Origin of the sequence: Lysobacter oculi (assembly GCF_003293695.1) — a bacterium.
Classification (GTDB): Bacteria; Pseudomonadota; Gammaproteobacteria; order Xanthomonadales; family Xanthomonadaceae; genus Solilutibacter; species Solilutibacter oculi.
Genome location: NZ_CP029556.1, coordinates 1,363,249 through 1,384,254, shown reverse-complemented (window position 1 = coordinate 1,384,254; position 21,006 = coordinate 1,363,249). Strand labels below are relative to the sequence as shown.

20 protein-coding genes are annotated in these 21,006 nt (G+C 68.1%); 16 read left to right on the top strand and 4 right to left on the bottom strand.

Features of this window, described 5'->3' with window-relative positions; genetic code table 11:
- Positions 1-3: 3 nt before the first annotated feature.
- The 3 genes from DCD74_RS06680 to DCD74_RS06670 all read left to right on the top strand — a co-directional run bounded on the left by DCD74_RS06680 (position 4) and on the right by DCD74_RS06670 (position 3,159).
- Positions 4-1,113 (top strand): phytase, encoded by a 1,110-nt coding sequence (locus DCD74_RS06680; protein WP_112927712.1) that lies wholly within the window; start codon positions 4-6, stop codon positions 1,111-1,113.
- Positions 1,114-1,189: 76 nt separating this feature from the next.
- The gene (locus tag DCD74_RS06675) at positions 1,190-2,524 is read left to right on the top strand and encodes a purple acid phosphatase family protein (RefSeq protein WP_237049693.1); all 1,335 of its coding nucleotides are present in this window, start codon (positions 1,190-1,192) and stop codon (positions 2,522-2,524) included.
- Positions 2,521-3,159, top strand: coding sequence for an inorganic diphosphatase (locus DCD74_RS06670; RefSeq protein WP_407072191.1), 639 nt, complete (start codon positions 2,521-2,523; stop codon positions 3,157-3,159). Before DCD74_RS06675 ends, DCD74_RS06670 begins: the two co-directional genes overlap by 4 nt.
- Positions 3,160-3,229: 70 nt before the next feature.
- Here DCD74_RS06670 and DCD74_RS06665 read toward each other — a convergent pair whose 3' ends face one another.
- Positions 3,230-4,717, bottom strand: coding sequence for an aminotransferase class III-fold pyridoxal phosphate-dependent enzyme (locus DCD74_RS06665; protein ID WP_112926629.1), 1,488 nt, complete (start codon positions 4,715-4,717; stop codon positions 3,230-3,232).
- Between the two features lie 119 nt (positions 4,718-4,836).
- Between DCD74_RS06665 and DCD74_RS06660 the strand changes: the two genes are divergently transcribed.
- The 6 genes from DCD74_RS06660 to secF all read left to right on the top strand — a co-directional run bounded on the left by DCD74_RS06660 (position 4,837) and on the right by secF (position 10,976).
- On the top strand, positions 4,837-5,268 hold the full coding sequence (locus DCD74_RS06660; RefSeq protein ID WP_112926628.1) for an Lrp/AsnC family transcriptional regulator: 432 nt from the start codon (positions 4,837-4,839) through the stop codon (positions 5,266-5,268).
- Between the two features lie 57 nt (positions 5,269-5,325).
- A complete protein-coding gene (queA, locus tag DCD74_RS06655; RefSeq protein ID WP_112926627.1) occupies positions 5,326-6,360 on the top strand; it encodes a tRNA preQ1(34) S-adenosylmethionine ribosyltransferase-isomerase QueA in 1,035 nt (344 codons plus the stop codon).
- Between the two features lie 120 nt (positions 6,361-6,480).
- A complete protein-coding gene (tgt, locus tag DCD74_RS06650) occupies positions 6,481-7,617 on the top strand; it encodes a tRNA guanosine(34) transglycosylase Tgt (RefSeq protein WP_112926626.1) in 1,137 nt (378 codons plus the stop codon).
- Between the two features lie 77 nt (positions 7,618-7,694).
- The gene (gene yajC, locus DCD74_RS06645; protein WP_112926625.1) at positions 7,695-8,036 is read left to right on the top strand and encodes a preprotein translocase subunit YajC; all 342 of its coding nucleotides are present in this window, start codon (positions 7,695-7,697) and stop codon (positions 8,034-8,036) included.
- A gap of 51 nt (positions 8,037-8,087) precedes the next feature.
- Entirely contained in the window at positions 8,088-9,962 is a 1,875-nt protein-coding gene (gene secD / locus DCD74_RS06640; protein ID WP_112927710.1) for a protein translocase subunit SecD, read from the top strand.
- A gap of 12 nt (positions 9,963-9,974) precedes the next feature.
- Positions 9,975-10,976, top strand: coding sequence for a protein translocase subunit SecF (gene secF / locus DCD74_RS06635; protein ID WP_112926624.1), 1,002 nt, complete (start codon positions 9,975-9,977; stop codon positions 10,974-10,976).
- A 205-nt stretch (positions 10,977-11,181) separates the two neighbouring features.
- Here secF and DCD74_RS06630 read toward each other — a convergent pair whose 3' ends face one another.
- Positions 11,182-12,003, bottom strand: a complete 822-nt coding sequence (locus tag DCD74_RS06630; protein WP_112926623.1) for an inositol monophosphatase family protein — start codon at positions 12,001-12,003, stop codon at positions 11,182-11,184.
- A 70-nt stretch (positions 12,004-12,073) separates the two neighbouring features.
- Between DCD74_RS06630 and DCD74_RS06625 the strand changes: the two genes are divergently transcribed.
- The 3 genes from DCD74_RS06625 to DCD74_RS06615 all read left to right on the top strand — a co-directional run bounded on the left by DCD74_RS06625 (position 12,074) and on the right by DCD74_RS06615 (position 15,969).
- On the top strand, positions 12,074-12,844 hold the full coding sequence (locus DCD74_RS06625) for an RNA methyltransferase (protein WP_112926622.1): 771 nt from the start codon (positions 12,074-12,076) through the stop codon (positions 12,842-12,844).
- A 78-nt stretch (positions 12,845-12,922) separates the two neighbouring features.
- Positions 12,923-13,834 carry a phosphate/phosphite/phosphonate ABC transporter substrate-binding protein gene (locus DCD74_RS06620; RefSeq protein ID WP_237049550.1) on the top strand — a complete coding sequence of 304 codons (912 nt, stop codon included), beginning with the start codon at positions 12,923-12,925 and terminating at the stop codon, positions 13,832-13,834.
- A complete protein-coding gene (locus DCD74_RS06615; protein ID WP_112927708.1) occupies positions 13,834-15,969 on the top strand; it encodes a putative bifunctional diguanylate cyclase/phosphodiesterase in 2,136 nt (711 codons plus the stop codon). The genes DCD74_RS06620 and DCD74_RS06615 overlap by 1 nt, the downstream gene beginning before the upstream one ends.
- A gap of 9 nt (positions 15,970-15,978) precedes the next feature.
- Here DCD74_RS06615 and DCD74_RS06610 read toward each other — a convergent pair whose 3' ends face one another.
- Positions 15,979-16,596: an exopolysaccharide biosynthesis protein gene (locus DCD74_RS06610; protein ID WP_112926621.1), complete on the bottom strand. Its 618-nt coding sequence runs from the start codon at positions 16,594-16,596 to the stop codon at positions 15,979-15,981.
- Entirely contained in the window at positions 16,589-17,896 is a 1,308-nt protein-coding gene (locus tag DCD74_RS06605; protein ID WP_112926620.1) for a hemolysin family protein, read from the bottom strand. The genes DCD74_RS06610 and DCD74_RS06605 overlap by 8 nt, the downstream gene beginning before the upstream one ends.
- A 196-nt stretch (positions 17,897-18,092) precedes the next feature.
- On the opposite strand from DCD74_RS06605, the gene DCD74_RS06600 reads away from it, so the two are divergent.
- From DCD74_RS06600 to DCD74_RS06585, 4 genes are all read left to right on the top strand, one after another.
- Positions 18,093-18,719, top strand: coding sequence for a DUF47 domain-containing protein (locus DCD74_RS06600; RefSeq protein ID WP_112926619.1), 627 nt, complete (start codon positions 18,093-18,095; stop codon positions 18,717-18,719).
- Positions 18,720-18,731: 12 nt separating this feature from the next.
- Positions 18,732-19,853, top strand: a complete 1,122-nt coding sequence (locus tag DCD74_RS06595) for an inorganic phosphate transporter (protein ID WP_112926618.1) — start codon at positions 18,732-18,734, stop codon at positions 19,851-19,853.
- 25 nt (positions 19,854-19,878) lie between these two features.
- On the top strand, positions 19,879-20,220 hold the full coding sequence (locus tag DCD74_RS06590; protein WP_112926617.1) for an MGMT family protein: 342 nt from the start codon (positions 19,879-19,881) through the stop codon (positions 20,218-20,220).
- Positions 20,221-20,289: 69 nt separating this feature from the next.
- Positions 20,290-20,946 carry a rhomboid family intramembrane serine protease gene (locus tag DCD74_RS06585; RefSeq protein WP_112926616.1) on the top strand — a complete coding sequence of 219 codons (657 nt, stop codon included), beginning with the start codon at positions 20,290-20,292 and terminating at the stop codon, positions 20,944-20,946.
- The last annotated feature ends 60 nt before the right edge of the window (positions 20,947-21,006 follow it).

Below are 21,006 nucleotides of genomic sequence, written 5' to 3'. Positions count from 1 at the left end.
ATGATGCTGCTTACGATGGTGCTGGCCGCCGGTTGCGCCACGCTGCCGCCGCCCGCCACGACGCCCGATGCGCGCGAGCCGGATGAGCATGTCGAGAAGGATCCGCTGCTGTCCGAAGCCGGCATCGCGCATGTCGTGGTGCCGGAAGCCTTCCTCACCGCGTCCGCGCCGGACGAAAACATCGATTCCCCCGCCAGCTGGCGCACGCCGCAGGGCCAGCGCTGGCTGATCGGCACCGCCAAGGCGACCCATCGCCTGGTCATCTATGACGGTGATACCGGCAAGACGCTGCGCACCGTGTCCGGTCCCGGCACCGCGCTGGGCCGGATGCAGCGCCCGAACGGCATCTCGGTGATCGATGATCTGGTGCTGGTGGTGGAGCGCGACAATCAGCGCGTGCAGGTCTTCCAGTTGCCGGACTTCAAGCCGCTGCTGGTGTTCGGCGCGTCCGATCTCAAGCAGCCCTACGGCCTGTGGGTCCGCAGGCAGGCGGGTGGCTATGAAGTGATCGTCAGCGACAACTACATGTCGGCGCAGGACGAGGACGTGCCGCCGCCGCTGGCGGAACTCGGCCAGCGTTTCAAGCGCTATGCACTGCAGCGCGAAGGCAAGGGCTGGCAGGCGCGATTGACCGGCGCGTTCGGTGACACGGGCGAGGCGGGCGCGATCCGCATCGCGGAATCGGTGTTCGGCGATGTGGCGCACGATCGCCTGCTGCTGTCGGAAGAAGACGTGGCAACCGGCACCCGCCTGCGCGAATACGGGCTGGATGGCCGCTATCGGGGTCGCGACATCGGCGCATCGCTGTTCAAGGCGCAGGCCGAAGGCATGGCGCTGTTCACCTGCGCGGATGGCAGCGGCTACTGGATCGCCACCGACCAGTTCAAGGACCGCAGCCTGTTCCATGTGTTCGACCGGGTGACGCTGGCGCATCGCGGCGCGTTCGCCGGCAAGCGCACCGCGAATACCGATGGCGTCTGGCTGGACCAGAGCGTCGACGCGCGTTTCCCGCAGGGCGTGTTCTACGCGGTGGACGACGACCAGGCCGTGGCCGCGTTCGACTGGCGCGACATCGCCAAGGCGCTTTCGCTCGAAGGCTGCGGGGCGCGTTGACACCATGCATCGACACGATTGGATCGCCGCGATGAGAAAGGGTGGGTGGACGGTGCTGGCCGCATTCGCGCTGGTGATGGCGCCGGCCTTCGCGCAATCGCCCGGCGAGAACGAACCCAACCTCGCGGTGCGTGCGGGCTCCACGCGCTATGTCGCCAGCGCGATGCCCGACCGCATCATCGCCAGCCCCGCGCAGGATGCATCCAGCGGCTTCGCGGTGAACTGGCGCACCAATGACCGCGTGCAGTCGCCGGTCATCGAAATCCGCATCGCCACCGATTCGCCGGATGTCGGCGAGCCGCGCCGCATCACCGCCGTCACGCGGGCGTGGCAGGCGAGCAATGGCGGCGTGCATGTGCATCGCGCGGACATCGATGGCCTGGCGCCGGACACGCTCTACATGTTCCGCGTGCAGGGCGAGGGCAGTTGGAGCGGCTGGCGCCAGTTGCGCACCGCCGCCGCGACCGGCGAGCCGCTGACCGTGCTGTTTTTCGGTGACACGCAGAACAAGAACCTGAGCCATGTCAGCCGGGTGATGCGCGAAGCCATGCGCCACGCGCCGGACGCCACGCTCGCGCTTTATGCCGGAGATCTGGTCGCCGAAGCGGTGGACGACAACGAGTGGGGCGAGTGGTTCGAAGCCGCCGGCGACCTGCCCGACGTGATGCTGGTCGCGCCGGCCATCGGCAACCACGAATACCGCGAGGAGTTCGAGGACACGCCGCAGGAGCGTCGCGTGCTCGGCGAGTCGTGGATGCAGGCTTTCGCGCTGCCCCGCAACGGTGCGGAAGGCGAGCACGCGCGGGCCACGACGTACTGGTTCGATGCGCAGGGCGTCCGCTTCGTGGTGCTGGATGGCACCTCGGCGCTCGACCTCGGCACGCTGCAGGCGCAGACGCGCTGGATGGATCGCGTGCTGGCGCGGAACCCGCATCCGTGGTCGATCGTGCTGGTTCACCAGCCGATGTATTCGCCGCGCGGTCGTGGGGCCAGTGACCGTCTGCGTGCGGCCTGGGTGCCGGTGATGGAGAAGCACGGCGTGGACCTGGTGCTGCAGGGCCATGACCATACCTACGGACGGCGCGCCGGTGATACGCGTGGCAAGGCGCTGCCGCAGTTCGTGGTGAGCGTGGCCGGGCCCAAGCAGTACCGCCTCTCGGACGAGGCCAAGCGCGAGATGGCGCCGACCGCCGAAGACACCCAGTTGTTCCAGGTGTTGCGCATCGACAACCAGCGCATGCGTTACCAGGCGCGCACGGTGACCGGTCGCCTGTATGACGATGTCGAGATCGTGCGCGATGCACAGGGCCGCAAGCAGCTGCGCGAGATCCGCGAAGGCCGCATCGCCGAACGCGATTGCACGCATCGCGATGCCACGCTTGGTGGCCGCAGCGACCGGTGCTGGGAATGAGCCGCCGCCGAACGCGACGCGTGGCGGTGATGCGTCGCCTCGCCATCGTCATCGCGTATGGCTTCGCGCTGCCGTTGGCGGCATTTGCCGCGCCGCCCGCGTGGGTGCATCCGTTCGCCATCGCGCAAGCGGAGAACGCGCCGGCCGAGGCCTTGCTGGTGGTGGAGATTCCCGCCGGCGGCTTCACCAAGTACGAGATGGGCGAAGACGGCCTGTTGCACGTCGACCGCTTCATCGCGATGCCGATGGCGTATCCGGCCAATTACGGCTCGATGCCGCGCACGCTCGCCGGCGATGGCGACCCGCTGGATGCGCTGGTGCTCACGCGTGCGCCGTTGCATCCGGGCAGCGTGATCCGCTTCCGGCCGCTGGGCGTGCTGCGCATGGTCGATGGCGGCGAGGCCGACGAGAAGATCATCGGCGTGCCGGTGGATGAGGTCGATGCCAGCTATGCCGGCATGAGCGAACTGAAAGATCTGCCGGCGCAGGAAATCGAGCGCATCGAGGCCTTCTTCCGCGTCTACAAGCAGCTGCCGCGCGGTGGCAAGACCGTGCAGCTCAACGGCTGGGGCGATGCCGCCGAAGCCCGTGCGGTCATTGATGCCGCGATGAAGCGCTACCCGGCGAAGCCCTGAGCCGAAGCCACATCGCGCACGAAAAAACGCCCCGCATGCGGGGCGTTTCTGTTTCCGTGGCGAAGGGCGATCAGGCCGCCTGTTCGACCCGCGGGCCTTCCTGCAGCGCGCGCTTGACCATCGACACCAGCAGGTCCAGTTCGGCTCCGTCCATCGCGAAATGCGGGGTGAAGCGCAGCGAGTTCTCGCCGCCGTGGATTACGCCGATGCCCTGTTCGCGCATCCATTCCTCGGCGCTGCCCGTGCCGTAGCCCTTGAAGCCCGGCGCCAGCTCGCAGGAGAACAGCAGGCCGGTGCCCTGGACCTTGGTGATCATGCCGCCGAGTTCGGCCTTCAACGCTTCCAGCTTCTGCACGGCCTGCGTGCCACGGTCGCGGATGTTGGCGCGCAGCGCGGGCGTGAGCTGGCCGAGCACGGTGATCGCGACATCCAACGCACGCGGGTTGGCGGTCATGGTGTTGCCGTACAGGCCGCGCTTGTAGATGGCGGCGGCGGATTCGGTGACGGCGACCACCGACAGCGGGTACTGGCCGGCGTTGAGCGCCTTGGAGTAGGTCTCCAGATCCGGCGCGGCGATGCCCTCGAAACCGGGGTAGTCGACAATGGAGAGATAGCCGGTCGCGCGCAGGCCGGCCTGGATCGAATCGACCAGCAGCAGGGCGCCATGCGCACGGGTGAGCTCGCGGGCGGCATCGTAGAAGGCGCGCGGCACGCTGCGGCCCGGATCGCCTTCGCCCATCACCGGCTCCAGGAACATCGCCTCGATGAACCAGCCGTTCGTCTCGGCATCGGCAAAGGCCTTCTCCAGCGCAGCCACGTCGTAAGGCGGCACGGTGATGACCGAATCCTCGCCGCGGAAGCTGGCCAGGTACTGCACGTAGTTCTTGCGGCTGGAATCCGAATACAGCGCCGGGCGCTCGGTGCGGCCGTGGAACGCGCCCTTCACCACCAGGCGCTTGATGGTCTTGCCGGCATGGCGGGCGCCTGCATCGGTCATGGTCTTGGCGTTGGTGTCGACGATGCGCGACGCCAGCGACACCGATTCCGACCCCGAGTTGAGGCACATGAAGTGCGCGTACGGACAGCCGCCGATGGTCTGGCCGATCTCCTTGCGCATCGCCCGGTCGAACTTCAGCTGGGCGATGTTGGGGGTCATGATGTTGGCCATCACCTGCGGCTTGGCCATGGCATCGAGCACCGGCTGCGGCGTGTGGCCGAGACCGAGCATCCCGTAGCCGCCGGAGTCGTGCAGCACCGCGCCCTTGAGCGTGACCACCCACGGCCCGCGCGCGGCCAGCGCGACATACGGGTTGACCGTGTCGGCCGAATAGAAATTGACGAAGCCGGCCTGGATCTTCTCCGCCTGCGCGGCCTCGTCCAGGTCGAGCAGTTCGGGGAATTCGCGGGCGATGACCGCGTACTCGGCGGCGGCGGCCTGCACGGCTTCCACAAGCGCCGGATGGGTGGCGGCGAAGCGGGCGAGGGTGGCGTCATCCAGGCCGGTGGTGCGGGCGTGGCCGTGGGCGCGCAGCGGCGCCAGGGTGTCGAGCAGGTTCATGGGAGCCCCGAAGTCGATGCAAACCCCAATTATCTGGATAATTTCGTCGGAAGGTAGTGCGGAATCTGACGAAATATCAGATTATTTCGGCAATCTGCCGAAGATTGGCCCGCGATTCGATGAAGATCACCGACACCGACCAGCAACTGCTCAGCCTGCTGCGCGAAAACGCCCGCGCCTCGACCGCCGACATCGCGCGCCGGCTCAGGCTGTCGCGGACCACGGTGCAGAGCCGCATCGAGCGCCTGCAGCGCGAAGGCGTGATCGCCGGCTACACGGTCCGCGTGTCCGAGGCCGCCGAACGCAGCCACATCCGGGCCTATATCTCGGTGACCGTGCAGCCGCGCCGGATGCCGGACGTGGTCGAGGCCCTGCGCGCGATGTCGGAAGTCCGCGCCCTGCATTCGGTCAGCGGGCCGTCGGACCTGGTCGCGCTGGGCACGGTGCCGACGGTGGAGGCGATGGACGAGCTGACCGACCGCATCGGCAGCGTGGACGGCGTGGAGCGCACCACCTCGTCGATCGTGCTGTCCACCAAGTTCGACCGCTGAGGGAAGCGGCGCATACGCACGCTTTAGAATGCGCATCCGCCATCGCCCGCCGTGTCCTTGAAGAAGTCCGATTTCCATTTCGACCTGCCGCCCGCGCTGATCGCGCAGGCGCCGCTGCCCGAGCGTTCGGCCAGCCGGCTGCTGCTGGTGCCGCCGGGTGACGCGCCGTTCGAGGACCGTGGCATCCGCGACCTGCCGGACCTGCTGCGCGAAGGCGACCTGCTGGTCTTCAACGACACCCGCGTCATCCCGGCGCGACTGTTCGGCACGAAGGAAACCGGTGGCCGCGTCGAAATCCTGATCGAGCGCGTGCTGCCCGGCAACGAGGCGCGTGCGCAGGTCGGCGCCAGCAAGACGCCGAAGCCGGGCTCGCGCATCACGCTGGATGCCGGTGGCGAAGTCGAGGTGCTGGGCCGCGATGAGGCCTTCCACCACCTCCGATTCCATGTCGATGCGCCGCTGGACAAGTGGCTGGTCGATGCCGGCCGCCTGCCGCTGCCGCCCTACATCGAGCGCGTGCCCGATGCCGCCGATGCCGAGCGCTACCAGACCGTGTTCGCGCGCGAACCGGGCGCCGTCGCCGCACCGACCGCCGGCCTGCATTTCGACGAGGCGCTGCTGGAGGCGCTGCGTGCGAAGGGCGTCGAGTTCGGCCACGTCACCCTGCATGTCGGTGCCGGCACCTTCCAGCCGATGCGTGTCGATGACGTGGGCGATCACGTGATGCACAGCGAGTGGCTCAATGTGGGCGCCGAACTGGTGCAGCAGGTGCGCCGCACGCGCGCACGCGGCGGCCGGGTGATCGCGGTCGGCACCACCGTGGTGCGCTCGCTGGAAAGCGCGATGCGCGACGGCGAGCTGCAGCCGTTCGCCGGTGAGACCCGCATCTTCATCTTCCCGGGCTATCGCATCGAAAGCGTCGACGCGATGGTCACCAATTTCCACCTGCCGGAAAGCACCTTGCTGATGCTGGTCTCGGCGTTTGCCGGGCGCGAACGCATCCTCGATGCCTATGCCCATGCGGTCGATGCGCGCTACCGCTTCTTCAGCTATGGGGATGCGATGTTGCTGTGGGGAGCGCCCGATGCGTGACGGAGCTTCAGGCGTCGCCCGATGTGGCGAATCCCTGCCCGGCGCGTCGAACAGGACGTTCGCTCGCGACGCGAAGGCGCATTGCCCCGGCGGCAGGGCCGGCCTGTCCGGAGCAAACCCATGAGCCGCATGTCCTTCCAACTCCTCGCCACCGATGGCGCCGCCCGCCGTGGCCTGCTGACCTTTCCGCGCGGCACCGTGGAAACACCGGCCTTCATGCCGGTCGGCACCTATGGCTCGGTCAAGGGCATCTTCCCCGAACAGGTCCGCGACCTCGGCGCCGAAATCATCCTCGGCAACACCTTCCACCTCTACCTGCGCCCCGGGCTGGACGTCATCGAAGCCCACGGCGGCCTGCACGGTTTCGGCAAGTGGAACGGCCCGATCCTCACCGACTCCGGCGGCTTCCAGGTGTTCTCGCTGGCGCACCGCCGCAAGATCACCGAAGCCGGCGTCACCTTCGCCGCGCCCACCGACGGCAGCAAGGTCTTCCTCGGCCCCGAGGAATCCATGCACATCCAGAAAGTGCTGGGCAGCGACATCGTCATGATCTTCGACGAGTGCCCACCGGTGCATGTCGATGGCGCGCCGGTCGACAAGCGCGTCATCGAACGCTCCATGCAACTCAGCCTGCGCTGGGCCGAGCGCAGCAAGCGCGCCCACGAAGGCAACGACGCCGCGCTGTTCGGCATCGTGCAGGGCGGCGTGCACCATGACCTGCGCAGCGAATCGGCCGAAGGACTGAAGGCGATCGGCTTCGACGGCTACGCCATCGGCGGGCTGGCGGTCGGCGAGACCGAGGCCGAGCGCAACGCCATGCTCGACCACACCGCGCCGCAGCTGCCCGAAGACCACCCGCGCTACCTGATGGGCGTCGGCCGGCCGGAAGACCTGGTGGAAGCCGTGGCCCGTGGCGTCGACATGTTCGATTGCGTCATGCCGACCCGCAACGCGCGCAACGGCCACTTCTTCACCGCGACCGGCACCGTGCGCATCCGCAACAGCAAGTACGAGCACGACCTGGGCGTGATCGAGGAAGGCTGCGACTGCTACGCCTGCGCCAACGGTTTCAGCCGCAGCTACATCCGCCACCTCGACCGCTGCAACGAGATGCTGGCGCCGATGCTCGGCACGCTGCACAACCTGCGCCACTACCAGCGCCTGATGGCCGGGATGCGCGAAGCCATCGCCGACGGGCGCTTCGCCGACTTCCGCGCCGCCTTCTACGCCGCCCGCGGGCTGCCGCCGCCGGCGTGAATCGCCCACGGGCCCTTGCAAATCGGCCCAAGAGGCCGCATGGCATAATTCCCCGTTGATTTTGACCGGATGACCCGATGAACCTGCTCGATTTCCTGATTCCCGCCGCCTACGCGCAGGCTGCCCCCGCCGCGCAGCCGCAGGGCGGCCTGGGGATGATGCTGATGCCGCTGATCCTGATCGCGGTGATGTACTTCCTGATGATCCGTCCGCAGATGAAGCGCGCCAAGGAGCACCGTTCGATGCTCGAAGCGCTCAACAAGGGCGACGAGATCCTCACCAACGGCGGCCTGGCCGGCGTGGTCACCGACATCGGCGACAACTTCGTCACCGTCGAGATCGCCGACAACGTCCGCGTCCGCGTGCAGAAGTCGGCCATCGGCAACGTGCTGCCGAAGGGCTCGCTGAAGGCCTCCTGATCCTTTCCACTCCTAGCGCGCGGCCCGCGACGGGTCGCGCGGGTGATCGACATGCTTGAGTTTCCGCGCTGGAAATACGCCGTCATCGTGCTGGTGCTGCTGGTCAGCACCATCTACTCGCTGCCCAACCTCTACCCGAAGGACCCCTCGGTCCAGGTGACCGCCAACCGCGGCGCCGCCACCGGCATCACCCTGCGGCAGGAGGTGGAGCAGGGCATCGCCAAGGCCGGCCTCAAGCCGAAGGCGGTCGAGATGGCGAAGGACGACACCGTCATGGTGCGGCTGAACTCGCCCGACCAGCAGACCCAGCTGCAGGACGCCCTGCGCGAGACGCTGGGGCAGGACTACTCGGTGGCGCTGAACCTGCTGCCGACCGTGCCGAAGTGGCTGGAAAGCATCGGCGCCAAGCCGATGTCGCTCGGCCTCGACCTGCAGGGCGGCATCCACTTCCTGATGCAGGTGGACCAGGGCGCGGCGATCCAGAAGCGCATGGATGCCTATGCCGAGAACATGCGCGGCATCCTGCGCGATGCACGCCTGAACTACCGCTCGGTGGATGTGCGCGCCGACCACAGCGTGGCCGTGGCGATGCAGCCCGGCAGTTCCACTGACGCCGCGCAGGCGGCGCTGGTGAAGGGCCTCGGCAACCCCGGCGCGGGCGGCCCCGGCTTCACATGGTCGACCGAGAACGGCCTGCTGGTCGCGCGCCTGTCCGAAGCGGACATCAACAAGATCGCGGTCGATGCCGTCGACCAGAACCGCACCGTCATCGCCGAGCGCATCAACGCGCTGGGCGTGGCCGAGCCGGTGCTGCAGCGCCAGGGCGCCGACCGCCTGGTGATCCAGCTGCCCGGCCTGCAGGACACGGCGGAAGCCAAGCGCCAGATCGGCGCCACCGCGACGCTGGAATTCCGCGCCGTCACCGGCGACGAAGCCGCCGCCGCCGCCGCCAAGGCGAGCGGCCAGGTGCCGCCGGACTCGCGCATCTACACCAAGCAGGACGGCCAGCCGATCCTGCTCTCCAAGCGCGTGCTGGTCTCGGGTGACCAGCTGCTGTCGGCGGTGCCCGGCATGGACGCGCAGTCCGGATCTCCGGACGTGAGCATCACGCTCAACGCCGCGGGCGGCAAGCGCATGCTCGACCACACCATCGGCCATGTCGGCCAGCGCCTCGGCGTGGTGTACATCGAGCGCATCCCGACCGTGACCATGGTCGATGGCAGGGAAGTGCAGTCCTCGCGCGTCGACGAACGCGTGATCAGCGCCTCGACCATCCAGGGCGTGTTCGGCAACCAGTTCCACACCACCGGCCTGTCGCAGGAAGAAGCGCAGAGCCTGGCCAAGCAGTTGAAGTCGGGCGCGCTGGCCGCGCCGATGTTCTTCGCCGACCAGCGCACGGTCGGCCCGAGCCTCGGCAAGGAGAACGTGGAGCGCGGCACCAAGGCGGTCCTGTTCTCGTTCCTGTTCACCCTGGCGTTCTTCCTCATCTACTACCGCATGTTCGGCTTGATCACCTGCCTCGCGCTGCTGATGAACCTGCTGATGGTGGTGGCGGTGCTGTCGCTGTTCGGCGCGACCATGACCTTGCCGGGCTTCGCCGGTCTGGCGCTGACCGTGGCGATGTCGGTGGACGCCAACGTGCTCATCAACGAACGCATACGCGAGGAGTTGCGCGCCGGCATGCCACCCAAGGCGGCGATCGCGACCGGCTACGACCGCGCCTCGGGCACCATCTTCGACGCCAACATGACCGCGCTACTCGCCGGCATCGCGCTGTACGCCTTCGGCACCGGCCCGCTCAAGGGCTTCGCGCTGACGATGGTCATCGGCATCCTGACCTCGGTCTTCACCGCGGTGACGGTGTCGCGCGCCCTGGCCACGTTGATCTACGGCCGCCGCAAGAAGCTCAAGACGCTGGCCATCTGACGGAATCCACGCATGAAACTGTTTCCCCTCCACCTGATTCCGAACGACACCAAGATCGACTTCATGCGCCTGCGCTGGCCGGCGATCATGCTGTCGGTGGTGCTGGCGCTGGTCGCGATCGGCGCGATCGCCACCAAGGGCTTCAACTACGCGCTGGACTTCACCGGCGGCGTGGGCGTCGAGCTGCACTTCCAGCAGGCGCCGGGCGTGGACGCGGTCCGCGAGCGGCTGGCCGCGGCGGGCTTCGAAAGCGCGCAGGTGCAGACCTATGGCGCCGGTACCGACATGCTGGTGCGCCTGCAGGACAACGGCGCGCACGCCGAGAAGACCGGCGCGTTCGGCGCGCAGGCGGCGGGCGGTGAATCGGCGGCCGCCGGCATCGCGCAGCAGATCGCCAAGGCCGCCTCGACCACGGGCAACACGGCGGAAGTCCGCAGCAGCTCGGTGATCAGTGCCCAGGTGGGCCGTGATCTGGCGAAGAACGCGGCGATGGCGATGGCCTTCGTGATCATCGGCTTCATGGCCTACATCGCCTTCCGCTTCGAGTGGAAGTTCGCCGTGGCGGCGATCATCTGTACCTTGCACGACGTGCTGGTGGTGGCCGGTTTCTTCGCGCTCACCCAGCGCGAATTCGACCTGACGCTGATGGCCGGCCTGCTGACGGTGATGGGCTTCTCGATCAACGACACCATCGTGGTCTTCGACCGCGTGCGCGAGAATTTCCGCACCATGCGCGCCGACCCGCTGACCATCCTCAACGCCTCGGTCAACCAGACGCTGTCGCGCACGGTCATCACCTCGTTCGTGGCTTTCCTGACCGGCGTCGCGCTCTACATGTACGGCGGCGGCTCGCTGGAAGGCATGGCCGTGTCGCAGATGATGGGCATCGTGATCGGCACGCTGTCGTCGATCTTCGTGGCCTGCAACCTGCTGACGGTCGGCCCGCTCAAGGTCACCAAGCAGGACCTGATGCCGAAGTCGCGCGACGACGCGGCGTTGGCGCGTCGTCCCTAAGCCGCACCATCGGCACGCAAGAAAAGGCCCGCATATGCGGGCCTTTTCATTGGGCGCGATATCGAAGCGGGCGCTTGCGGACAGGCGATCCGTGGCGGAACGACCCGGTTGCCACATCGCGACAAACCACATCGCAAAAATTACGCCGCAACAAAAAGGCCCGCATGATGCGGGCCTGTGCATGGAGGGCGATGCGGCTTCGGCCTCAGCCGCGGAAGCTCGCCGCGTAGCCGCTGTCGGCCACCACCTTCTGCAGCGCTTCGGCGATGCGCACGTTGCCGGCGAGCAGGCAGCGGCTGTCAACGCCGCGCGCATCCACCGGACCGGTCGGCGCGCCCTTCTGGTCGCTGACCTTGCCGCCGGCCTCGCGCACCAGAAGCACGCCGGCGGCGATGTCCCACGGCTTCACGCCCGCCTCGAAATAGGCATCCAGGCGACCGCTGGCGACGTAGGCCAGGTCGAGCGCGGCGGAACCGGCGCGGCGGATGTCCTCGGCCTGGGTCAGCAGCTGGCGGGTGCATTCCAGCTGGGCACCGATGCGTTCGCGTTCGCGCGGGTGGAAGCCGGTGCCGATCAGCGCGCCTTCCAGCGTGCGGCGTTCGGAAACGCGGATGCGCTTGTCGTTGAGCACCGCGCCGTAGCCCTTGCTGGCGGTGAACAGCTCGTTGCGCAGCGGGTCGAAGATGACGCCGTGGACCGGCTCGCCGTTCTCGACCAGCGCGATGGACACACACCAGTGGGGCAGGCCGCGCAGGTAGTTGCTGGTGCCGTCGAGCGGATCGATGACCCAGACGCTGCGGCCCTTGCCCTTGAGCCCGCCTTCCTCGCCGAGGATGGCGTAGTCGGGCGCGGCGCGGCGGAGCTCCTTGGTGGCGGCTTCCTCGGCCTGCGCGTCGACTTCGCTGGCGTAGTCCTGGCGGCCCTTCTCGACCACGTTGAGGGCGTCCAGGCGGCTGAGGTTGCGCAGGAGCACGTTGCCGGCGGCACGCGCCGCCTTGACCATGAGGGTGACTGCAGGTTTCTGCATGGGAGCCGCCTGAATTGAGCAAAGAACGAGGCCCGGCCTCGAAACCGGGGCGGCAGTTTAACATTCGCGGATGACCCAGACCGATTCCGCCGCCGACCGCATCCGCATCGTCCTGGTCGGGACCCAGCATCCCGGCAATCTGGGCTCCGCCGCCCGCGCCATGCGGACAATGGGCCTGACCCGGATGGTGCTGGTCGCGCCGGAAAAGCAGCCCGACCTCACCACCGTCTCGATGGCGGCCGGCGCCGAGGCGCTGGTCTTTGACGCGCCGGTCTTCGCCACGCTGGAGGAGGCCGTCGCCGACTGCCGGCTGGTGCTGGGCTGCACCGCGCGCAGCCGCCGCATCGCGCTGGAAGAGCACGCCCCGCGTGCCGCCGCCGCCCGGGCCGTCGAGGCCGCCGCTGCCGGCGCCGATGTCGCGCTGGTGTTCGGGCGCGAACGCACCGGCCTGGACAACCACGAGCTGCAGCTCTGCCACGCCGCCGTGCACATCCCCTCCGATCCGGACTTCAGCTCCTTGAACCTGGCCGCGGCGGTGCAGGTGCTGGCCTACGAAACCCGGGTCGCGCTGCTCGCCGCCGGGGCGCCGCCCGCCTCAAAGCAGGGTGGGGATGAGGATGCAGAGCCACCGGCCTCGCACGCCGAGCTGGAAGGCTTCTTCGCCCAGCTCGGCGAGACGCTGGATGCCATCGACTTCCACAAGGGCCGCACGCCCGAATCGGCGTTGCGCAAACTGCGCCGCATCTTCCTGCGCGCCGACATGAACGCGCGCGAGGTCCGGCTGATGCGCGGGGTGCTGGCCGACGCCCAGCGCATGGCCCGTCTGGCCGGTGAAGGCTGAGGAAGCCGTTTGACACGCCTGTCCAAGGCTTTTCGGTTAGTCTGCCGGCAACCCCTGTCTGGCCGCCCGAAGACGCCCGTGCCCGCTTTGCTACGCGCCCCCGCGCTGTGCCTGCTGCTGTGCCTGCTGCCATCGCTGGCCCGCGCGGATGGCGACACGCTGGTCCTCGGCCGCATCAGCGACGATCCCAAGTCGCACTACGACCAGCTCAAGCCGCTGCTTGATTACGTGGTGCCGCGGATGAAGGACGTGGGCATCAACCATGGCCGCATCCTCATGGCCAAGGATGACCGCCAGATGGCCAGCTACCTGCGCAGCGGCCGGGTCGACTGGGTGACCGAGACCGCGGCCAGCGGCATCCTGCTGCGCCAGCGCGCCGGCGCCGTGCCGATGCTGCTGACCGGTCGCAGCGGCGTGCAGCGCTATGCCAGCCTGCTGTTCGTGCGCCGCGACAGCCCGATCCAGCGGATCGGGGACCTGCGAGGCGGCAGCATCGCCTTCCAGAACCCGGGCTCGACCAGCGCCTATTTCGTGCCGGCCTACGAGCTGCTTTCGCGCGGGCTGAAGCTGGAGATCCAGATCTCGCCGATGGACCGCCCGGACGACGGGCGCGTCGGCTACGTCTTCGCGCGCACCGAACGCAACATCGCGACCTGGGTGGTCAAGGGGCTGGTCGATGCCGGCGTTGTCAGCGACCTGGACTGGAACGACCCCGCGCGGATGCCCAAGGCCTACCGCGACCAGCTGCGCGAGCTGCACGTGAGCGCGGATTTTCCGCGCGCACTGGAACTGGTCAGCGCCAAGATGAAGCCGGAAGTGCGGGCACGCCTGAAGCAGGTGCTGCTCGATGCCCAGCATGACCCGAAGGCGGCCAAGGCGTTGGCGGCGTTCTTCGGCACCACCGGCTTCGCCCCGATCGATGCCAAGGCGCAACGCCAGCTCGACTACATCGATACGGCGGTGACCCGGGTGCGGCGGGAGGTGGAGTGATGCGGCTGCCGCGGTTCGGCCTGCAGGCGCAGCTGCTGGTGGTGCTGGCCCTGCTGCTCGCGACCACCACCTGGATGGTGATGCTGCTGATGCAGCGCCAGGCCCAGATCCACGCCGAGGTCACCGACTTCAGCCGGACCGCGCTGCAGCAGGTGATCCAGGAGCGCATCACCAACCGCGCGCAGAGCCGCATCGTGCAACTACGCGATGAGCTGACCAACCCGGTCTACTACTTCGACCTGGAAGGCATCGGCGAGGTCGCCAACGCCGCCAAGCGCGAGCCGGACGTGGAATACGTGCTGGTCTATGACGCCAACGGTCGCGTACTCCACGATGGCACCGGCGAGATCCCCACCTACGGCCAGCCGATGCAGGACCCGCTGGCGGCGAAGGCCGTGGCCGCCGCCGACACCCTGACCCAGGCGACCCCGAACGTGCTGGAAGTGTCGGCGCCGATCCTGCTGGGCGGCCAGCGGCTGGGCGGGGTGCGCATCGGTTATTCGCTGGCTTCGGCGCGCCAGGCCGAGGCGCGCAGCATCGGCGAGCTCAACCGCAATGTTGACCAGGTGGCCAACCGCAACCGCCTCCCCATCTACCTGCTGGTGGCGGCGATGCTGGGGCTCGCCGGCATCAGCGCGCTGGTGGTCGAGCGCCGCTTCGTGCGGCCCATCCTGCGCATGGCGCGCCATGCGCAGCAGATCGAGGCCGGCAACTACGACGTGCAGGTGGGCGATTCGCATCGTGCCGACGAAGTGGGCGAGCTCGAACGCGCTTTCGCCCGGATGAGCCGCAGCGTACGCATGCACGACAGCGAGATCCGAGAGATCGCCAATACCGACGAACTGACCCAGCTGCCGAACCGGCGCGAGTTCGGGGAACGGCTGGACGAGCGGCTGGCCACGCTGGATGGCGATGGCGCGCTGGCCCTGCTGTTCATCGACCTCGACGACTTCAAGCGCGTCAACGACACGCTCGGCCACGAGAGTGGCGACCGCGTGCTGATCGAAGTGGCCGGGCGCATCCGTCGCGTGGTGGAGGCGGCCGACCTGCGCAACGCCGAGGTCTCGCGCTTCGGCGGCGACGAGTTCGTCATCCTGATCGAATCGCGCGAAGCCGGCGTGCGTGCGGTGTCCAATAGCGCGGCGCGGCTGGCACAGGCGCTGGTGATGGAGCTCGCCCAGCCGATCCCGCTCGGCGACGAGGAGCGCGCCTTCCTCGGCGCCTCGATCGGCATCACCGTGTTCCCGAGCGATGCCGCCAGCGCGGTTACGCTGATCAAGAACGGCGACATCGCCATGTACCAGGCCAAGACCGCCGGCAAGCATTGCTACCGCTTCTACCATCCGAGCATGGAGCAGGTGGTGGAACGGCGCGTGCGGATGGAGCAGGAGCTGCGCCACGCCTGGGACCGGGGCGAATTGGTGCTGTCCTACCAGCCGGTGTACCGGATGAGCAACCAGCGCATCGTCGGTGCCGAGGCGCTGCTGCGCTGGCAGCACCCGGAATACGGCGTGGTCGCGCCGTCGGTGTTCATCGCGGTGGCGGAAGAGTCCGGGCTGATCGAGCAGCTCGGCCCGCATGTCATCCGCCAGGCCTGCGCGGATGCGGTGAAGTGGCGGGCGTCGTCGCCGCGCCACAACGGCTTGTTCGTTTCGGTCAACCTGTCGGTGCGCCAGTTGCGCGATGCCTGGCTGCCTGAGCAGGTGGCGGAGATCCTGAAGTCCACCGGCCTCGCGCCCGAAGGCCTACATCTGGAGCTGACCGAAACCGTGGTGCTGGACGATGCCATCGACAGCGGCGGCCTGATGCGTCGCCTGCGGGATGCCGGCGTCAAGCTGTGGCTGGATGATTTCGGCACCGGCTTCTCCGGCCTGAGCCACCTGCGCCGGCTGCCGGTGGACGGCGTCAAGATCGACCGCACCTTCGTCTCCGACATCCTCCATGACGCCGAAGACCGTGCGCTCACCCGCGCGATCATCGGGATGGCGCAGTCGCTCGGCATCATCGCCATCGCCGAGGGCATCGAGGAGCCCGGCCAGTACGAATTGCTGCGCGATACCGGCTGCGACCTCGGCCAGGGCTATCTGTTCGGCAAGCCGATGAGCCACGAAGACATGATGAAGCTGCTCGCCTGAGCCGGCGGCTCAGAACACGAAGCGGTCGATCCACCACGCGGCACGCGCCGCCAGTTCCCCCGACAGGATGCCGAACACCAGCACCGCGATGCTGCCGGTGATCCATGCGACCAACATCAATCGGCCGTCGCGTTCCAGCAGGCCCAGCGACACCAGCAACAGCAGCAGCGCGAACACCACGTTGGTGAAGGGGATCGGCAGCGCCAGCAGGATGCCGAGCAGCACCAGCAGCAAGCCGGTGTAGATGCCGGCCAGCGGGTGGTCGAGCAGGGCGGGCCAACGCGGCCGGACAAAGCGTTCGAGCTTCGCCAGCCACGGCGCGAACCGGCGGTCGAATCGGATGATGAGTTCGCGATGCGGGCCGCGACGCGCCAGGAAGTCCGGCAGCCAGACCTGCCTGCGACGCAGCAGCAGGTGCAGGCCGACCAGCACAATCACCGGGCTGCCGATCACCGCGGCCACGCCGGGAAAGAACGACGGCGGGATGGCGAGGAAGAGCAGCACGCCGAACGCGCGCGCGCCGAGGCCGTCCAACAGCTTGCCGAGTTGCAGGACGTCGCCGGGATCACCCTCGGCCAGCTGGTCGAGCAGGGCGCGGGTGCCGAGTCCGCGCTCCGTTTTACTCATCGATGGCGGTTCCGGCATCCAGCCGCGACAGCAGCAGCTTGTCGATGCGCGGACCGTCCAGGTCCACCACCTCGATCCGCCATCCCGCCCATTCGAAATGCTCGCCGACGTGCGGGATGCGCCCGAACTGCGCGATCAGCATGCCGGCGGCGGTGTGGTAGTCGTGCTCGTCCTCGTCGGGCAGGCGCGCGCTGCCGATGAGTTCACGTAGGTCGTCCACCGGCAGGCTGCCGTCGACCAGTAGCGAGCCGTCGTCGCGCACCACCACGGCCGGTTCCATGTCCGGGTGTTCGCTGGTCTGCAGCCGGCCCAGCACCGCGCCCATCACGTCGTTGATGGTGACCATGCCGGTGATGTCGCCGTATTCGTCCACCACCAGCGCCAGCGATTGCTGCTCCTCGCGGAAGATCTCCAGCAGCTTCATCGCATGGGTGGATTCGGAGACGAAGACCGCCTCGCGCAACTCGCGGAACAGGTCGAGGCGGGTCTGGTCCAGGTCGTGCAGCAGCGATTTCACTTCCAGCACGCCCAGCACGTTCTGGTCGTTGCCGCGATAGACGGGATAGCGCGAGAACGGCGTGGCGCGCATCGTCGCCAGGTTGTCTTCGAAATCCGCCTCGGCATCCAGCCAGGTGATGCGGGTGCGCGGCGTCATCAGGCTTTCCGCATCGCGGTCGCCCAGGCGCATGACGCGATTCATCATGTTGCGTTCGTCGTCGTCGATCACGCCCTGCTCGTGGCTCTCGCTCACCAGCAGCTGGATTTCCTCTTCGGTGATGGCGTTGCGGGCGTCGTCCTTGATCCCGAGCAGGCGCAGCACGCCGCGGTTGATCGCGCCCAGCGTGAACACCACCGGCTTGGCGGCGGTGGCCAGCGCGTCCAGCACGATGGCGACGGAGCTGGCGATCTTCTCCGGGTTGGTGATCGCCAGCCGCTTGGGGATGAGTTCGCCGAAAATCACCTGGCCGGCGGTGATCAGGGTGACCGCGGTGCCCAGGCCGATCGGGCGGGCGTACTGCCGTGCCTCGGGCCAGGTGCCGGACAGCCAGGCGGCGATCTGCTGGCCGATGGCCTCGCCGCCGAACACGCCGGTCAGGATGCCGATGAGGGTGATGCCGACCTGCACGGTCGACAGCAGGTTGTCCGGATGCTCGGCCAGCGCCAGCGCCTTGGCGGCCCCGCGCGAGGTCTCGGACATCTGCTTCAGGCGCAGCTTGCGCGAGGTCATCAGCGCCATTTCGGACATGGCGAAGAACCCGTTCAGCACGATCAGCGCGACGACGATCACCAGTTCAAGCATGGGAGCCTCGCGCCGGGCAGGGGGGGCGTGCGCGGCCGGAAGGCACGCGCGGGCTTGGGGTCGTCGTCCATAAGCGTCGGCGGAAAGTCGTGGGGGATCATAGCAGCCGGTCCCCGCGCCGATTGACGGGCTGCTCACCTGTCATCGTTTCGTCATAATAGGCGGACGCGACGGGGCGTCCCAACGGGCCACACACATGTTTTCTCTGCAAACGATCTTCGGTTCCGGCAAGCAGTTCTTCGAGTTGCTGGACGAGGCCGCGGTGGCCGCGCACGACAGCACCAAGGCGCTGTACGAGATGTTGAAGGCGCCGGAAAGCTTCCACGCGCTCGACGCCTTCAAGCTGGCCCGCCAGCGCGAGCGCATCGCCTCCGACAAGATCAGCCAGGCGCTGGTGGACAGCTTCATCACCCCGATCGAGCGCGAGGACATCGAGTCGCTGGGCAGCGCGCTGTACAAGATTCCCAAGCAGGTCGAGCGCTTCGCCGACCGTTTCGAGCTGGCCAAGCACCGCCTCCTCGACATCGACTTCGCGCCGCGCGCGGCGATGCTGGAACAGGCGGCCGGCGTGGTGGTGGAGATGGTCCACGAGCTGCGCCACATGCGCCTGGAACCGATGAGCAAGCTCAACGAGCGCCTGCGCTCGATCGAGATGGAAGCCGACCGGCTGATCCTTGAGCTGCACCGCGAGATCTATTCGGGGCGGATGGACGCGGCCGACATGTTCCTGCTGAAGGAGTTCTTCGAGATCCTGGAAAAGGCCATCGACCGCTGCCGCGAGGCGGGCGTGGTGGCCTACCAGATCGTCCTCAAGAACAGCTGACGGGAGCCGGACATGCTCACCCTTGTCCTGCTGGTGATCATCACCGCGCTGGTCTTCGAGTTCATCAACGGCTTCCACGACACGGCCAACTCCATCGCCACCGTGGTCGCGACCAAGGTGCTGAGCCCCGGCCAGGCGGTGATGCTGGCGGCGGCGATGAACCTGGTCGGCGCCTTCGCCGGCACCGCGGTGGCCAAGACCATCGCCAGCGGGCTGGTCGACATGGAGGTGGTCAACGTCACCTCGCAGGTGATCCTGTGCGCGCTGACCGGCGCGATCGTCTGGAACCTGATCACCTGGTGGTTCGGGCTGCCGTCGTCGTCGTCGCACGCGCTGATCGGCGGGCTGTGCGGCGCGGCGCTGTCGGCCTCGCACAACGACTGGGCCGCGCTGGTCTGGTCGCAGACCGGGGAAGGCGGCTGGACCCACAACAAGGGCCTGCTCTGGAAGGTGGTGGTGCCGATGGTGTCCTCGCCGATCGCGGGGTTCACCCTGGGCGTCCTCATCCTCACCTTGCTGTACCTGATCATCGCCGGAATGACGCGGGCGGGCGGGCCGTTGCGCCGGCTGGCGCGACCACGCTGGGTGAACGCGTTCTTCGGCAAGGCGCAGATCGTATCGGCGGCCTACATGGGCTTCGCGCATGGCAAGCAGGATGCGCAGAAGACGATGGGCATCATCGCGCTGGCGCTGTTCGGCGCGCAGCAGGCCGGCACGCTGAACGATCTGCCGGCGTGGCTGGCCTTCCTGCATCCGGGCGGCGGCAAGGACGACATCGACAGCTGGATCATCGCCACCTGCGCGCTGGTCATGGCGGCAGGCACCGCGACCGGCGGCTGGCGCATCATCAAGACCATGGGCCACAAGCTGGTCAAGCTGCAGCCGATCGACGGTTTCGCCGCCGAAAGTGCTTCCGCCACCATCCTGGTGGTCGCCGCGCAGCTGGGCATGCCGGTCTCGACCACCCACAGCATCTCCACCGCGATCATGGGCGTGGGCTTCGCCAAGAACCCGCGCGCGCTCAAGATCACCGTGATCGAGCGCATCATCTGGGCATGGATATTGACCATCCCGGCGGCCGGCGGCGTGGGCTACGTGCTGTTCCGCATCATCGAGGCGATGGGCTGGGCCTGAGCCGCCCGCCGGTAATGGTCGGGCGATGAAGACGCCGGCCGAGCGCCATCGCGATGCCATTTTGCGTGCCGTGCGGGCGATCCCGCGTGGGCAGGTGGCGGGGTATGGCGAAGTGGCACGCCGGGCGGGACTGCCCGGACGGGCCCGGCTCGCGGCGAAGGTGTTGTCGGGCAACGAGGACGCGAAGCTGCCCTGGCATCGCGTGTTGCGCAGCGATGGCCGCATCGCGTTCCCGATGGGCTCGCCCGAACACGACGAACAGGTGCAGCGCCTGCGTGCCGAAGGCGTGATCGTGGAAGGCGGCAGGGTGCGCGGGCAACGCCCGGCGGCCGACCTCGATACCCTGGTCTGGGGCCCGCCGGACTGAGCCGGAACACGGCCGTCATGCCGGTGGACAGGGTGGGGTGGCTATCATGGCGCATCCCCCGGAGCCCGCATGTTCAACCGACTTCCCCCCGTCACCCGCGGCCTGCTGATCGCCAACGTCGCCGTATTCCTGCTGCAGTGGGCGCTAGGCGAGGCGGCCACCGCTCCGTTCATGCTCTGGCCGCTCGGCGATGCCGGCGCCATGTCGTTCCTGCCCTGGCAGCTGCTGAGTTACGGCTTCATGCACGGCGGCTTCTTCCACCTGTTCTTCAACATGCTGGTGCTCTTCATGTTCGGCGCGCCGCTGGAGCATGTCTGGGGCCCGCGCCGTTTCCTGCAGTTCTACCTGGCCTGCATCGTCGGGGCCGGGCTGTGCCAGTTGGCGGTGGGCAGCTGGATGGTGGGCAATGGCGCCGGCGCCTACCCGACGGTCGGTGCTTCCGGTGGCGTGCTCGGGCTGGTGCTGGGCTACGGGCTGCTGTTCCCGCAGCAGAAGGTGATGATCTTCCCGATCCCGTTCTTCATCCCGGCGCGGATCGCGGTGGTGCTGATCGGCGTGTTCGCGCTGTTTGCCGGCGCCACCGGCGCGATGCCCGACATCGCCCACTTCGCCCACCTGGGCGGGATGCTCACCGGCTGGCTGATGATCCGTTACTGGCGCGGGCAACCGCCGTTCGGTGGCGGCGGTGGCGGTGGCGGGCGCAAGCGGCACCTGCGCAGCGTCTGAGCGGCGACATCATCCCCAACAAAAAAGCGCGCCCGGTGGACGCGCTTTTTCTTTGCCGCA